Origin of the sequence: uncultured Algibacter sp., from assembly GCF_905480415.1 — a bacterium.
Lineage (GTDB): Bacteria > Bacteroidota > Bacteroidia > Flavobacteriales > Flavobacteriaceae > Algibacter_B.
In genome coordinates this window covers 12,253-28,431 of record NZ_CAJQQI010000136.1, presented here as the reverse complement: position 1 = coordinate 28,431, position 16,179 = coordinate 12,253, and the positions used below count along the sequence as shown (strand labels likewise).

The following is a 16,179-nucleotide window of genomic DNA, read 5'->3' as shown; positions in this document are numbered from 1 at the left end:
GATGCAAGGTTTTACTGAAAAACCAGATGGTGTAAAGATTGATTACACCGGACAGATTGAAGAACAAAATAAACAAATGGCCTTTTTGATGGGTGCCTTTTTTACTGGTTTAGGTTTAATATTCTTCATTTTAATTTTCCAATTTAATTCGGTGTCAAAACCGGCTATTATTATGCTGGCTATTTTCTTAAGTTTAATTGGTGTATTTGGAGGCATCGTTGCTACGGGTAGTTCGTTCGTTATAATGATGACCATGATGGGAATTATATCACTTGCTGGTATTGTAGTAAATAATGGTGTGGTCCTTTTAGATTACACACAACTATTAATTGACAGACAAAAAGTTAAACACCAATTAGAAGACGATCAGTATATTGGGCAAAACGATCTTATTGAGGCTATTGTAAAAGGTGGGAAAGCACGTTTACGCCCTGTTTTATTAACGGCAATTACTACTATTTTAGGGTTAATTCCGTTAGCTACTGGTTTAAACATTAACTTCTTTACATTATTTAATGAGTTTGATGCCAATATTTATGTAGGAGGTGATAATGTAATATTCTGGGGCCCTCTTGCCTGGACCGTTATTTACGGCCTTTTTATAGCAACATTTTTAACCTTGATTGTAGTACCAATTTTATTTTATCTAGTAACAAAATTTAAAATGTGGTTGTATAAAGACCGCGTATCTGCAAATAAAGAACTAGTACCGCAGAACATCTAATACAAACAAGCGTTTAGATTAATTCAAAAGTAAAGGCCTCGATTTTTAATCACGGTTTCGGTTAAAATTGTCATTCTCGCAAACGCGGGAATTCAATATGAGTTAAACAACTTAAGTTGTTTTAAAAAGATTCTTTTGTTCTTATATCAAAAGTGTTATTAATATCGAAGAAAAGCCCTAACACCTGTTAGGGCTTTTTGATTAGTTCTTTTTGGCCACTACAACATAGGTATCGAAGGCATAGCTTTTTCTGTCTATAAATTCTAAAAGTGTAAAATCATTTAGATAAAGAAAAAGCTCCCATTCGTTTTTTGTAAAAGCCCTAACAACAGATTTATCTTCAGTTAATTTTATAGGATCTGAATTTGTTTTTTGATAATAAATAGCATCCCAATTAAACATAAAGTTATCTAAATCATTGTTTTTCATATAACTTTCTCGGAAATAACAGTTGTTCTCGAAACACGCTTCATGATATACTTTTTTTCCTTCTTTTATACTTTTAATAAACCTACTAGCATCAATAAAGTCGAAACATAATAAACCATCTGTGGTTAAATTATTGTGAATACTTTTTAAAGCACTATGTATCGTTTTATTTCTTAGGAGATAACTTGAAGTTCTGCCTGTTATAATTGTAGCTTCTAAAGGCTTTTTAAGTGCGTATGTCGTTATATCTCCATGAATAAACATACCACTTGGGTTTTTTAATTTAGAAAGGTTAATCATATCCTCGCTTAAATCTAAGCCTACATATTCTAAGTTAGAATTTATAAAGTGTTTTGCAAGATTTCCAGTACCACATCCAATTTCTAATACATTTTTTTTATGATGCTTTTTTATAATATTAGAATAGAAATCAAACTCATCATCATAATCAATAAAGGTTTGATACATGGCATCATAAATCTTCTCAAAACCATTACTGTAAAGACTTTGCATAATTTTGTGATTTATTCGTAATACCTAATAATACTTTTATTAGTTTACTTTTTAAGCTAATATAGTAATCGGCTTCAGTAAGATCACCAGACGATGCCCATTTTCCTTCTCATGCCATACAAACAAGAGCATTTACAAACCCCGTTTTTCAAACTTTGGTTTTATGAATTTACTATCAGCTATATCTACTTTTACATCTCCTGAGGTTCTTCTTGCTATACTGACCTTATTGTTTTTTAAAAAATGAGAAAAAACTTTATTATCAAATAACTCCTTTACCTCCTATCATTAGTGTTTTAATCTATTTAAATTTTATGTCTAGTTACTAATTTGAGCCATAAAAAAAAGTGCTACTCTAAAAAGAGTAGCACTTTTAATAATTAAAAACTTAAAATACTTAAAACTTGTAATTAAGCGATAAGTTAAACATTGTCCCTAATTGACTAAAATGGTAACCATCATAAGTCATTTGAGAATAACGTTGGTTAAATGTAATTAAGTTAGACTGGTTTTGCACTTGAGCAGGATCTGCTAAAAGCGCTGTACCAGCAGCATTTTCTGCTTTAAAGCTCCATTCTGGTAATACGTTTAATAAATTATTTACATTTAAAGCAATAGTTAATTTATCAGAAGCACTAAAATTAATACCTAAATCAGTTACAACTTTTGGCGTAAATTCTGTTCTTAAATCATTACTCATACCTTGTTGCTTAAATGTAGCTTTCCCGAAAAGTGTATTGTTTAAAGAAAAACCCCATTTGTTAACATCATAATTAGCACCTAAAATCCATTTTGTTTCTGGTCTAGATGTAAAGAATAAAGCTTCTTGAGTAGCGTTAACAACTGATTGTCCAGAGTTAGCTACTAATGGAATATCCTTTACGGCTCCATCTCTTTCATTTTGTATCGTGTAGTTACCAGACAAGTTAAGGTCTAAATTACCATTACCGATAGCCATATTTTTCTTGCTAATTACAACATCAATACCCGATGTTTTAGTATCTAATGCATTAGAGAAGAAACTTACATCAGATAAATTATTGTCTTGTAATATTTGGTCTAAAGGTGTGTTACCTGAAGCTGTACCTCCTATTTCAGAACCTAAAACAATTCTATCTTTTACAGAGATGCTATAGTAATCTACTGTGAAGTTTAAGTTATCAGCTAATTTTCCACCAAAACCAATAGTAAAATTATTAGAAGTTTCAGCATCTAATTCTGGAATACCTAAAAGTTTTGCTTGTGTAGATACGTTATTAATTAAACCACCAACTTGTATACCTTGACCTGGTACAAAACTGTACTGTGCTTTTTGAGTATAAACTTGATGTAATGTTGGTGCTCTAAATCCTGAAGATAAAGAAGCTCTTGCAGTAAGGTTGTCGCTTAATTTTAAACGAGAACTTAATTTATATACAAACGTATTTCCAAAATCAGAATAGTTTTCAGTTCTGATAGTACCGCTTAATAAGAAAGCGTCACTAACATCATAATCTAAAGAGAAATAACCACCAATGTTGTAACGGTTAAATTTTCCTGAGTTTTCTGGACTGTTACCTGCAAAAGAATCGGCACCACCTCCGTCATAAGAAGCTAATTCACCTTCAATAACTTCGAAAGTTTCATTTCTAAACTCAGCACCAAAACCGATACTTACTTGATCAGAAAGTATTCTTGAAATATCAATATTACCTACATTATGAGTAAATTTAGTTCCACCTGGATCGAATGATTGCTGACTATTTGCTTGGTATAAAGGAGTCGCTTCAAATTCGTCAATTGCTGGATTATAGCTAACACCATAAACTTCATTTCTGTTATGCGAATCGCTTACAGTATATGTTTGCGTGTTTCCACCAGTTGTGTAACTTAAATCTACATTCCAATCATTAATTGTTGTTTTAACACCAATAGTACCATTATAATCGTTAAGTAAACCTTCAAAAGTTGGCACATAACCGTCATATCCACCTGCATTATTTGGATTATCTCCAGGGAAAAAATCTGCTAAGTAAGGGAATGCATCAACAGTTCTCCAATAAGGAGTTCTGTAGTTAGCAAAACTGTTTACTTTTTTATAAACATAAGCAGAATTAAAATATAGTTCTGTATTATCACTTAAATCAAAACCACCATTTATTAAAAATTTAGAAGCTGCAGTCTCAGGAGATCCGTTAATATTTCCTGCGTCTGGATTACGTGATAAGAATTCTTGTACATCTGCAATGTTAGCTCCAAAGTCACCTGCTTCACCAGCAGCGTTTACAGTACCTGGTCTGTTAGCTTGATTAACTTTAGAAAAATCTATAGTATAGTTAAGAAAGCCTTTATCGTCTCCAATAGTACTTCCATTATTTACACTTAATCCAAACATTTCACCATCACCTTCAGAAGTCATTCCTGTTCTTAATGTTGCTGATCCAAAGTTTGCATTGTCTTTTAGTATAATATTCATTACACCTGCAATCGCATCAGAACCATATTGCGCAGAAGCTCCATCACGAAGTATTTCAACACGTTTAATAGCATCAGTTGGAATTGCAGAAATATCAGCACCTGTTTCACCACGACCTGGAGAGGTTTGCGTGTATAATAAAGCACTTAAGTTTTTACGCTTACCATTAATAAGGATTAATGTTCTACTTGGTCCCATGTTTCTAATTTCATAAGGATCTAATAAAGACGTTGCATCATTTACAGGGGTTTGAACCGTGTTAAAAGATGGTATTCTGTATTGTAATGCCTTATCAAAAGTTGCTTGACCTGTAGATGTTAATTCTTTAACACCAACAACGTCTACTGGTAGAGGTGAGTCAGCATTACTTCTAGGTGCTGTACGCGAACCAACAAGTATAACCTCATCTAGAGCTACACCAGATTGCATAGTCACATTTAATGTGCTGCCTGTTACAGCAACCTCTTGAGCTTCATAGCCTACATAAGAAAAAACAAGGGTATCTCCATTGTTTGCTTTTAATGTATAATTACCGTCAAAATCAGTTGAAGTTCCTGTTGTAGTTCCTTTAATAACTACCGAAACTCCCGGTATTGGTTGTGAGGTATCATCTGTAACAATACCTGAAACATTTTGACCGAAGATTAGATTTGACATTCCTAAGAACATTAAAAAAACCAGCGGTTTTAAATGGAATAATTTTTTCATAAAATATTTTTTTTATTAATTAGTTTGGCGAATATAGAAATATAATCTGTTTTAACTAGTAAAATTCCATAAAATACTATGCATGCATATAATAAAATATTGCATTTTTATGTTATATAATCAAATTAAGTGTTGTTTTTTATTACATTATTAATAAATATGCAATAAATTAACTTTTTTTAAAAAGTATGAGGCTTTTGTAAATTAGTAAGTTTAAATCAATTTCATCCTGAAAATAACAAATTACATTTTATTTAAAACGTTAAAGTATGGCATAGTTTTACAATATATCTAAAGTGCATAGACCAACTAACTTCCTTTTGAAATTAAAAATTTATCCTTCAGTCTTTTAAAGGAGCTCTAAGGCTAATAATAGTTTTTTTGAATGATATACGTTTTAACTTTAATTATGCACGCCTTATTTTCGAAAAAAAAATCTTTAGTTAATAGCAAAAAAAAGCCCCAACAATTGTTGGGGCTTTTTAATGTTATATGGAATTAAGTGAATTAAAATTGATAGTTTAATCCAATACTAAAGTTTGTTCCTAATTGACCTAACTGCTGTACTTCAGATGAGTAAGCAAATCTACTTCCTGCTTGGGCAGTTCCAGTAGAAGCCTCAGTAATATCAGGATAAACATCAAAAATATTATTGATAATACCTGTTAAACTTAATTGTGGAGAAAAGTTATAACTTAAGCTTAAATCAGTTGCTGTTTTAGAAGACAAATCTTGATCAAATTCAGGTCCGTTTGGAGATGTAATTGTTACTTTCCCAAACATAGTGTTATAAAGCCCAATATTAACTTTTTCAGATTCATAATCTAAACCTAAAATAACTTTAGATTTTGGTCTAGCATTAGTAATTAATCCTTTTTCAATTCTTGAGAAAATATCATAATCATTTTGCGCTAAAGCATCTGGAGTTGTAATAGCATCAATAGTTGTTTTATTGAAGTTTGCCGCTAAATTGGCATGTAGAGTACCTCCACCCATATCTATATTTCTATAGTTTAATACAAAATCAGCTCCAGTAGTTTTTGTGTCTCCAGCATTAATAAAAAATTGTACCGCTACTACACCATTATTTTCCAATATCTGTTCAACTGGATTTGTTGTAGTATCATCAGAATCAGATCCAATCTGAGAAGAAAATAATACACGGTCATTAACTTTAATATTATAAAAATCTAAAGATGCAGAAAAGTTTCTATCAAACTTATAAGTAATACCGGCTGCAATATTTTTAGATGTTTCTGCAAATAAGTTTGGCACACCTAATGCTTGTACAGCTGGATTATCATTTGCTAAGGTTCCTTGTAACAATGGTTCCGGAGAACTAGCTACAATAATATATTGACTATTCGTTAGGTGACGCTGGTGTAATGTTGGCGCTCTAAAGCCCGTACTATACGACGCTCTAATTGCTCCATCTTCACCTAATTTTTGACGTCCAAAAACTTTCCACGAAAAATTATCTCCAAAATCAGAGAAATCTTCATAACGTCCAGCAAGGCCTACTAAAAATGAATCAGAAATATCAAAATCTAAACCTGCATATGCTGCGAAGTTATTTCTGTCCCATTCACCAGCCTCTTCTGGTTTAATCCCTGCAAAAGAATCAGATCCAGCTCCAAAATAAGACAACGGATTTCCTTCTCTAGCTTCAAATTTTTCCTTTTTATATTCAAGGCCAAATGAAGCACTAAACATATCAGAAAAAACTTTAGAGAAATCTAGGTTTCCTATCACATTACTTAAACTATAACCTCCTGGATTAAATGTTCTTGGAGATGTTCCATTCGCAGCTAAATAATCTCTATTTACAGAATTATTTACTGTATAATCTACACTGTTTTTACCAAAAGTAAGACTTCCATCTGCGTTCCATCCTTCCCCTAAATCCATTTTTAAACCAAGAGAATTAATATGATCTTTAATTCTTGCTTCAAATGATGGCTGGTAACCTTGAAAATTTCCTTCAGTAGTAATAAAATTAGCATCCGCTACATCCCGCCTCCAATAAGGAGCTCTGTAGTATGCAAAACTGCGACCTGTGCGTAATGTGTAACCATGAAATGAATAGAACTCAGAATTCTCTCCAACTGGATGAGACATATTCATAAATATATCACCTTTTTCTAGATCAGGTTGTCCAACTGTCATTCCAGCTCTTGGGTTATTTGCTAACCATTCTATTTCATAATCTCTAGTTGCACCTTCATCTCCAGGACCACCAACAAGACCTGCTCTATTGGTTAATTTTTGATTATAATATCCTAAAGTTAGGTTTATAAATCCACCATCTCCAAATCCTAAGGTAGTGTTAAAATCTGTTGCAAAGTTAAATCCATCACCTTCTGATGTAATTCCCGATTTAGCTGTAAACGTAGAAAACTGTGAATTTTTTTTCAACACCATATTAATGACACCTGCAATCGCATCAGATCCATATTGAGCAGATGCGCCATCACGTAAAATCTCTACGCGTTCGATAGCAGCTGTTGGAATACTTTTTAAATCTACACCTACTTCACCTTTTCCAGGTGTTCTATTTAAGTAAACTTGTGCACTTTGATTTTTACGTTTTCCATTTATTAAAACCAAAGTTCTACTTGGTCCTAAACCACGTAAATCAGCTGGATCATAATGAGCCGATGCATCAGAAATTGCTTGATTTTGTGCATTAAAAGAAGGTACTTTAAAAGTAAGCATCGCTTCAATTGTTGGTTGTCCACCACCCGTCAGTTCAGCAACACTAATGTTGTCAATAGGCACCGGAGAATCTAAAATCGTTCTTGATCTAGCTCTGTTTCCTAAAAGCACAACAGCATCAAGTGCTACACCAGATTGCAAAATAACATCTAATGAATTATCTGTTACAACAATCTCTTGAGCTTCATAGCCTACATAAGAAAAAACAAGGGTATCTCCATTGCTTGCACTTATTGAGTAATTACCATCGAAATCGGTTGAAGTTCCTGTCGCAGTTCCTTTAACAACTACGGACACTCCAGGTATTGGTTGTGATGTATCATCTGTTACAACACCTGAAACATTCTGACCGAAGATTAGATTTGACATTCCTAAGAACATTAAAAAAACCAGCGGTTTTAAATGAATTAATTTTCTCATAATTTAAATTTAGTTTTGAATTAGTTAATGCTAATATATACATATTATCGACGAGAGCAATTAAAATAAAACAAAATGTCATATGCATATATTATATTTTGGCAAAAAAAGACGCTTATTTTTATTGTATTCTTAAAAAATAATGTTCAAAATTATCATTTTCATAAAAACCAATTAAACACTTGAAAATCAAGAGTCTTAAACCAAAATCACCCTTAAACTAAAAAAACAATTTTAAAAATTAATACTCTACTGTATTTACTTAAATTTGCACAGTCAAAAATTATATCATGTACAGAAGTCATAATTGTGGTGAGTTAAGAGCTACGCATATAAACGCAGAGGTTACCCTAGCTGGTTGGGTACAAAAATCTAGAGATAAAGGGTTTATTGTTTGGGTAGATTTGCGTGATCGCTATGGTATTACACAATTAGTATTCGATGAAGAACGCACTTCTAAAGATTTAATTGAGCAAGCTCAAAATTTAGGCCGTGAATTTGTTATTCAAGTTAAAGGAAAAGTAATTGAACGCGCTTCAAAAAACCCAAATATCCCAACAGGAGACATTGAGATTTTAGTTTCAGAATTAACGGTTTTAAATGAAGCCTTACTTCCACCGTTTACTATTGAAGACAAAACAGATGGTGGTGAAGATATACGAATGAAATATCGTTATTTAGATATTCGTCGTAACCCTGTAAAAAACAGTTTAATTTTTAGACATAAAGTTACTCAAGCGGTTAGAAATTATTTATCAATGGATGGGTTTGTTGAAGTTGAAACACCTTATTTGATTAAATCTACACCAGAAGGTGCTCGTGATTTTGTAGTACCATCAAGAATGAACGCTGGACAGTTTTACGCCTTACCACAATCACCTCAAACTTTTAAGCAGCTTCTTATGATTGGTGGAATGGACAAATACTTCCAAATTGTAAAGTGTTTTAGAGATGAAGATTTACGTGCTGATAGACAACCAGAATTCACACAAATTGATTGTGAAATGGCATTTATCGAGCAAGAAGATATATTAAATGCCTTTGAAGGCTTAACACGTCATTTACTAAAAGAAGTAAACGGTGTGGAGATAGAAAAATTCCCAAGAATGCTGTATGATGATGCGATGCGTTTGTACGGAAACGACAAACCAGACATTCGTTTTAGAATGGAGTTTGGCGAATTAAATGCTGTATCGCAACATAAAGATTTTGGTGTTTTTAACAATGCTGAATTGGTAGTTGGTATTGCCGTTCCTGGAGGAAATAGTTATACAAGAAAAGAAATTGATAAATTAATTGATTGGGTAAAGCGCCCTCAAGTTGGTGCTTTAGGCATGATATATTCTCGTTGTAATGATGATGGTTCTTTTAAATCTTCAGTAGATAAGTTTTACGACCAAGAGGATTTGGCAAAATGGGCAGAAGTTACAGGGGCAAAAGCAGGCGATTTAGTTTGTGTGCTGTCTGGTGACAAAAATAAAGTACGCGCACAATTAAGTGCCTTACGAATGGAATTAGCAGAACGTTTAGGATTGAGAAACCCAAAAGAATTTGCGCCACTTTGGGTGCTAGACTTTCCACTTTTAGAATGGGATGAAGACACTGAGCGCTACCACGCGATGCATCATCCATTTACATCACCAAAACCAGGACAATTAGAATTACTAAAAACTAATCCAGGCGATGTAAAAGCCAACGCGTACGATTTAGTTTTAAACGGAAACGAAATTGGTGGCGGTTCTATCAGAATTCACGATAAGGAAATGCAAGCTTTAATGTTTGATTATTTAGGCTTTACGCCTGAAGAAGCCGAAGCACAATTTGGCTTTTTAATGGATGCTTTTCAATATGGTGCTCCGCCTCATGGTGGGCTAGCTTTTGGATTAGATAGATTGGTTGCTATTTTGGGCGGACAAGAAACCATAAGGGACTTTATTGCATTCCCAAAAAATAATTCTGGTCGCGATGTTATGATAGATGCTCCAGCACCCATTGATGATAAACAATTAACAGAATTGAGTTTAAAGCTTAATTTAAAATCATAAAAAAAATCCCGCTGTAGCGGGATTTTTTGTTAGTTTTATAACATGCCTTTAACCACTAAAAAACTATTACGCAAATTTCTAATCTGGAAATATAAACATGTTTCAGAGCGTCAATTTGTTTATATACTTAGTATTTTAGTTGGATTTTTAGCAGGTTTAGGGACGGTTTTACTAAAAAACTTAACCCACTATATTCAATTACTTTTTGAATTAGATTTTTTTAACAATTACCAGAATTCATTGTATTTTATTTTTCCAATGATAGGGCTGTTCTTAGTTTATGTTATCAAGCAAGTATGGCTAAAAAAACATATTGGCCATGGTATTTCATCAACCCTTTATGCCATTTCAAAATTAGGTGGCATCATTCCTCGTTATAATATTTATGCCGCTTTAATAACAGCACCATTAACTGCTGGTTTTGGTGGGTCTGTAGGACTACAAGGTCCTGCTGTTAGTGTCGGTGCTGCTTTAGGTTCAAATGCGGCTCGATTGTTTCACATGAATACCAAAACGCGTATGCTTTTAATTGGCTGTGCAGCAGCAGGTGCCATGGCATCTATGTTTAAAGCGCCTATTGCAGCCATTATATTTGCTATTGAAATTTTTAGTCTTGATATTGCCTTCACGTCATTAGTACCCCTTTTATTAGCATCTGTTTCTGCTGTCGTTACTTCTTATATGTTTTTAGGAACCGATGTATTGTTGCGTTTTCAATTAGCTGACAAGTTTGAGATTAACGACATTGGGTTTTATGCCGTTTTAGGATTAGTTACCGCCCTAGCATCCGTTTATTTTTCAAAAGTATTTTTCGCTATAACCAATTTCTTTAAACAATTTAAAAGTAGAGCAGTTCGGTTTTTAATTGGCGGTTTAGCCATCGGTACCATGTTATATTTCATTCCACCACTTTATGGTGAGGGTTATGGTATTATGAATAATCTTTTAAAAGGCGATCATATAGCCGCCATTGGTAAAACACCTTTTAATTTAGATTTATCCAACACCTGGATCGTCATCGGGCTTTTACTGGGCATAGGGATATTTAAAGCCATTGCAATGACTACCACTTTTGGTGCTGGCGGCGTTGGTGGTGTTTTTATTCCAACACTAGTTATGGGAAGTGTTTTAGGCAACGCTTTTGCCAAAATAATTAATAACTTGGGGTTGGATTTTCATGTTTCAGAATCCAATTTCACCCTTATTGGTATGACAGGGCTAATGGCCGGTGTACTTCACGCGCCACTTACTGCTATATTTCTTATTGCCGAAATAACTGGTGGCTATGAGTTGTTTGTGCCCTTAATGATCGTTTCTGCCATTTCATTTGCCATTACTAAATATTATGTATCACACTCCATATACACCTTAAAACTTGCACAACGTGGTGAACTCATGACGCACGATAAAGACAAAAACGTCTTAATGGTTTTAGATATTAATAAAGTGATAGAAACCAATTTTATCATTTTAAAACCAGACATGAAACTTGGGGCCATTCTAAAAAATGCAGTGGCAAAATCCTCCAGAAATCACTTCCCTGTGGTAAATGATAAGCATGAGTTTTTAGGCGTTATCCGTTTAGACGATATTAGGCACATGATGTTTGATTCAGACCTTTATGACAAAGTAACAGCTGCCAGCCTTATGCACGCCGATGCTGGCATTATTAACTACGACGAAGATAAGATGAACGATATCATGGATAAATTCAAATCTAGTGGCGCATGGAATTTACCCGTTATTAAAAGTGGTAAATACTACGGTTACATTTCAAAATCCAAACTATTAACCGCATACAGACAGCAATTAATAAACTTTACCCAATAGATTAAATCATGAAACATCCATAACTAAAGTTTCATCCAAAAGAAATGATTAAATGGATGCTACATGTAACCTATAAAAAACAAAAGACATAAACACATGAAATATATCATAGCCCTTTCAGCAATAGTAGCCTTTACAAGTATCCTTTTAGGGTTTACTTTGGATGTTGCCTATTCCCAAAAACTTATTGGTTTTGGTGTAGTTGTTGTATTTTTCGTGGTATTTCCTTTGTTTTCTTACCATCACTGGAAAGGAAAAGATGCGAAAGACTACATGCTTACTAAAGAGAATTTAGATAAAATGCGCGAAAACCAAAAACGTAAAAAGTATTAATATTTGGGCATTACCAGAAGGGTCGCATTATATGTGTTCTGTGATTCTGAAACAAGTTTAGGGTATAACAAATCAATTCAAGTTTCGCTTTTCAACAAAAAATCGTTTCAATAAAGCTGAAGCTTCTTCTTCAAGAACACCTCCAGAAATAGTTGTTTTAGGATGCAATTTCGTTTTTAAGTTAATACAACCACGTTCCAGATCTCTTGCACCATAAACAATTTTAGAAATCTGACTCCAATATAAAGCTCCTGCACACATCTGGCAAGGTTCAAGCGTTACATACAAAGTGCATTTTTGAAGATACTTTCCCCCTAAAAAATTTGATGCAGCTGTTATGGCTTGCATTTCTGCATGTGCCGTTACATCTGTTAAGGTTTCGGTTAAGTTATGTCCGCGAGCAATTATTCTATTATCAATAACAATAACGGCGCCTACCGGAATTTCACCCCTTTCAAAAGCGGCTTCAGCTTCCTGAAGAGCTTTCTTCATAAAATAGGTGTCGTTAAAAGGTTCTATCATGATAGCAAAAATACAAATTCATTCTTGTACTTTTGCTGTGTGCAAAAAAGTCTATTACAACATATAAACTCACCCGTACAACTGCGTCTTTTAAACCAAAAAGACTTACCTCAACTTGCACAAGAACTCCGTGAATTTATCATTAATATAGTCGCCACCAAAGAAGGACATTTAGGTGCTAGCCTGGGTGTTGTAGAACTTACCATTGGATTGCACTATGTGTTTAACACGCCTACTGACCAACTTATCTGGGATGTTGGCCATCAAGCTTACGGACATAAAATTTTAACAGGGCGACGAGATGATTTTCACACCAACCGCAAACTCGGTGGCTTAAGCGGTTTTCCAAACCGTGAAGAAAGCGAGTATGATACTTTTGGTGTTGGGCATTCCTCTACATCCATATCAGCAGCTTTAGGAATGGCAATTGCCTCACAATTAAAAGGTGAAGACAAACAACATATTGCCGTAATTGGCGACGCATCCATTGCTAGCGGGATGGCTTTTGAAGGTTTAAATCATGCTGGTGTTACAGATGCTAACTTATTAGTTATATTAAATGACAATGCCATTGGTATAGACCCAAGTGTTGGAGCGCTTAAGCAGTATTTAACTAACGTAAAAAAAGGCACTCAAAAACAAGATAATATTTTTGAAGCTTTAAATTTTGACTACTCCGGCCCCATTGATGGTCATGATATTAATACTGTTATTTCAGAATTAGAACGTTTAAAAACCGTAAAAGGCCCAAAGTTTCTGCATGTTATAACCACCAAAGGGAAAGGCCTAAAACAAGCTGAAGCAGACCAAGTAAAATATCATGCTCCAGGAAAATTTGATGCCAAAACAGGCGATTTAGCTGCAAAATCCACTGAGGTGAAGCCTCCAAAATATCAAGATGTTTTTGGATACACCATAGTTGAATTGGCTAAACAGAATAAAAATATTGTAGGTATAACACCTGCGATGCCCACGGGAAGTTCACTTAAATATATGATGACTGAAATTCCAGATCGTGCTTTTGATGTGGGAATTGCAGAACAACATGCTGTAACTATGGCCGCAGGTTTGGCAACACAAGGCTTAATACCGTTTTGTAATATCTATTCCACATTTTTACAACGGGCTTACGACCAGATTATCCATGATGTAGCTTTACAAAAACTACCAGTTATTTTTTGTTTAGACCGTGCTGGTTTAGTTGGAGAAGATGGCGCTACACACCACGGCGTTTTCGATTTAAGTTATTTAAGATGCATCCCTAATCTCATCATATTTGCGCCTAGAAATGAGATGGAATTACGTAACATTATGTACACCGCGCAATTAGGCTTAGAGCAACCAATAGCCATTCGCTACCCCAGAGGTCGAGGTATTACTACAGATTGGAAACAGCCATTTTCTAAAATTGAGATTGCTAAAGGTGTTGTACTTAAAAAAGGACATAAACTTGCCGTTTTAAGCATAGGAACTATTGCCAAAAATGTTACGGAAGCTATTAAAAATTTAGATATTTCACATTACGATATGCGTTTTGTAAAACCTTTGGACGAAAGACTGCTTCACACCATTTTTAAAACTTACGATACTGTTGTTACGGTTGAAGACCACACGATTAAAGGTGGTTTTGGAAGCGCAATTTTGGAGTTTGCATCTGAAAATAATTATAAAAACACAATAAGAACATTGGGTATTCCTGACTTCTTTATTGAGCATGGAAGTGTTAATGAGCTTGAAGAATCTTTAGGTTTGGATGCTAAGAGTTTGATGACTATTTTTGATAAATATTAGATAATTCAAAATTTTAAGAATGAAGAAAAGCAGATTTAAAAATATTACGCTGAGCTTAATTGGGATTGTAGGGCTTATTACTATCTATTATTATTTTGATATTAACTCTAATTTAAAAGAAAAAGAAGAAGCCTGCTTTGTTCAACTTACTCAAAAAGCAGAAAATGGGGTTGCTCCTGAATTAATCTTCCAAGAAGACTTCGATGAATTACAACTATTAGTAGAATATAGCCTTGTAGCAAGAACGCAAATGCTGGAAGTCGCTAATCGACTGAGAATAAATAAAGACCAGCCTTTAAGTAGTCGAGATCTTATTATTTTAAAAACAGGAACTGAAGATTATCTCGAAATTCGAGAAGAACTTTACGTTATTGCTGGTGCTTACGAATGTGGAACAGAAGTGACCGATGAAACTCTAGCCAAATACAATATCGATTCGCAACTGCGCTTAAAAGGAATCATGCTTTCCCTTGGTGCTGCTCTTACCTTACATGATAATTATTTATTGGGAACCTCGCTTTTCGAACAAGATAGTAGGCTCCGAAAAATAATTAATGATCCAGATATGGGCTTTGGAGTAATAGCCAATAAATTATCTGAAATGACCTTGGCAGCAAACTCTATTGAGAACCGACATCGAATGCGAAGTGTTTTGGAGTTTTATGAGAAAGAAAAGGCATCTATCCCACCGGAAGAAGAAGACCAAGACTTTGCCTATTTAGAACTATTGATAGAATCTAGCCCTTCATATAATTATGTAAAGAAAATTAGAATCAATGAAATCGCTTCTAAAAAATTCGTTGCATTCGAGAGAATAGTATTAGATGCCATTTCAGAATCAAAAGACGAGGGTTTTGACATAATAAGTGGACTGTTCGGTAATACCATGGGCTTGTACGAATCAAGGAAAGGGAAATTATATGCCAACGAAGAGGTGCGAAAAAATATTCAAGCTAATCTTCAACCATTGGATATATTACTCGAGAAAACACCATTTAGATTAACGGATAAATTTATCCCAGGGCATTTTGGTCATGTAGCGATATGGACAGGTAGTAAAGCCGAACTTATCGATATGGAACTATGGGATAACGACTATGTAAAAGCACATGCAGGTAAAATTTCTTCAAGCGAAAATGCAGACTCAAAAGGTGAAAATCAAATCATTGAAGCTTTACGTTCAGGAGTACAACTAAGCAGTCTGGAGCATTTTATGAATATCGATGATTTTGCTATTTTACGACCAATATTTCCAAAAGAATCAGATGAAGAGTTACGTAAAGAAGCTCTTTTAATGGCTTTTAGACAGTTAGGTAAAGCATATGATTTTAATTTTGATGTTAATACAACTGATAAGATTGTATGTTCTGAGCTAGCTTATGTCTCTTTCCCTAGTATTGATTGGCCTACAGAGAAAACCCTTGGTAGGCATAATATTAGTCCTGATAATGTGGCCAAATTGGCTTGGAACAACCTCCCACTAGAATTGGTACTATTCTATCATGATGGCGAATTAATAGCTGCAGATAAACAAGTTGATAAGATGATTGAACTTATGCAGGAATAGAGAGTTTTTGGATCTCTTTTTGAAACAATTTAAAATCTCAAAAATCATAGTACTAATTCTTGTATGTGATTATATTTAGTCTTTTTACCTCAATCAATAAAAACTGAAAACTGAATTAGCTGGGGTA

Annotated in this window: 10 protein-coding genes; 6 read left to right on the top strand and 4 right to left on the bottom strand. The window is 34.1% G+C overall.

Annotated features, from left to right (window positions below; all coding sequences use genetic code 11):
- Positions 1-724 (top strand): efflux RND transporter permease subunit (locus QZ260_RS09305; protein WP_295985385.1); only part of this gene is annotated, 724 nt, incomplete at its 5' end.
- 201 nt (positions 725-925) lie between these two features.
- On the opposite strand, the gene QZ260_RS09300 is transcribed toward QZ260_RS09305, so the two are convergent.
- The 3 genes from QZ260_RS09300 to QZ260_RS09290 form a co-directional block, all read right to left on the bottom strand.
- Positions 926-1,666 carry a class I SAM-dependent methyltransferase gene (locus QZ260_RS09300; RefSeq protein WP_295985384.1) on the bottom strand — a complete coding sequence of 247 codons (741 nt, stop codon included), beginning with the start codon at positions 1,664-1,666 and terminating at the stop codon, positions 926-928.
- A 397-nt stretch (positions 1,667-2,063) separates the two neighbouring features.
- Positions 2,064-4,829, bottom strand: coding sequence for a TonB-dependent receptor (locus tag QZ260_RS09295; RefSeq protein ID WP_295985381.1), 2,766 nt, complete (start codon positions 4,827-4,829; stop codon positions 2,064-2,066).
- Positions 4,830-5,336: 507 nt separating this feature from the next.
- Positions 5,337-7,964 carry a TonB-dependent receptor gene (locus QZ260_RS09290; RefSeq protein WP_295985379.1) on the bottom strand — a complete coding sequence of 876 codons (2,628 nt, stop codon included), beginning with the start codon at positions 7,962-7,964 and terminating at the stop codon, positions 5,337-5,339.
- A gap of 290 nt (positions 7,965-8,254) precedes the next feature.
- On the opposite strand from QZ260_RS09290, the gene aspS reads away from it, so the two are divergent.
- From aspS to QZ260_RS09275, 3 genes are all read left to right on the top strand, one after another.
- Entirely contained in the window at positions 8,255-10,009 is a 1,755-nt protein-coding gene (gene aspS, locus QZ260_RS09285; protein ID WP_295985377.1) for an aspartate--tRNA ligase, read from the top strand.
- 42 nt (positions 10,010-10,051) lie between these two features.
- A complete protein-coding gene (locus QZ260_RS09280) occupies positions 10,052-11,839 on the top strand; it encodes a chloride channel protein (RefSeq protein ID WP_295985374.1) in 1,788 nt (595 codons plus the stop codon).
- A gap of 96 nt (positions 11,840-11,935) precedes the next feature.
- A complete protein-coding gene (locus QZ260_RS09275) occupies positions 11,936-12,172 on the top strand; it encodes a hypothetical protein (protein WP_295985372.1) in 237 nt (78 codons plus the stop codon).
- Positions 12,173-12,244: 72 nt separating this feature from the next.
- Here QZ260_RS09275 and QZ260_RS09270 read toward each other — a convergent pair whose 3' ends face one another.
- On the bottom strand, positions 12,245-12,694 hold the full coding sequence (locus tag QZ260_RS09270) for a nucleoside deaminase (RefSeq protein WP_295985370.1): 450 nt from the start codon (positions 12,692-12,694) through the stop codon (positions 12,245-12,247).
- Positions 12,695-12,733: 39 nt separating this feature from the next.
- Here QZ260_RS09270 and dxs point away from each other — a divergent pair, with 39 nt between their 5' ends.
- Positions 12,734-14,485 carry a 1-deoxy-D-xylulose-5-phosphate synthase gene (gene dxs, locus QZ260_RS09265; RefSeq protein ID WP_295985368.1) on the top strand — a complete coding sequence of 584 codons (1,752 nt, stop codon included), beginning with the start codon at positions 12,734-12,736 and terminating at the stop codon, positions 14,483-14,485.
- A 250-nt stretch (positions 14,486-14,735) separates the two neighbouring features.
- Positions 14,736-16,052 carry a YiiX/YebB-like N1pC/P60 family cysteine hydrolase gene (locus QZ260_RS09260; protein WP_295985365.1) on the top strand — a complete coding sequence of 439 codons (1,317 nt, stop codon included), beginning with the start codon at positions 14,736-14,738 and terminating at the stop codon, positions 16,050-16,052.
- Positions 16,053-16,179 lie beyond the last annotated feature (127 nt).

Coding starts and splice junctions, on each gene's coding strand:
- QZ260_RS09300 (WP_295985384.1), bottom strand. CDS start 1,666: ATGCAAAGTCTTTACAGTAATGGTTTTGAGAAGATTTATGATGCCATG.
- QZ260_RS09295 (WP_295985381.1), bottom strand. CDS start 4,829: ATGAAAAAATTATTCCATTTAAAACCGCTGGTTTTTTTAATGTTCTTA.
- QZ260_RS09290 (WP_295985379.1), bottom strand. CDS start 7,964: ATGAGAAAATTAATTCATTTAAAACCGCTGGTTTTTTTAATGTTCTTA.
- aspS (WP_295985377.1), top strand. CDS start 8,255: ATGTACAGAAGTCATAATTGTGGTGAGTTAAGAGCTACGCATATAAAC.
- QZ260_RS09280 (WP_295985374.1), top strand. CDS start 10,052: ATGCCTTTAACCACTAAAAAACTATTACGCAAATTTCTAATCTGGAAA.
- QZ260_RS09275 (WP_295985372.1), top strand. CDS start 11,936: ATGAAATATATCATAGCCCTTTCAGCAATAGTAGCCTTTACAAGTATC.
- QZ260_RS09270 (WP_295985370.1), bottom strand. CDS start 12,694: ATGATAGAACCTTTTAACGACACCTATTTTATGAAGAAAGCTCTTCAG.
- QZ260_RS09260 (WP_295985365.1), top strand. CDS start 14,736: ATGCTGGAAGTCGCTAATCGACTGAGAATAAATAAAGACCAGCCTTTA.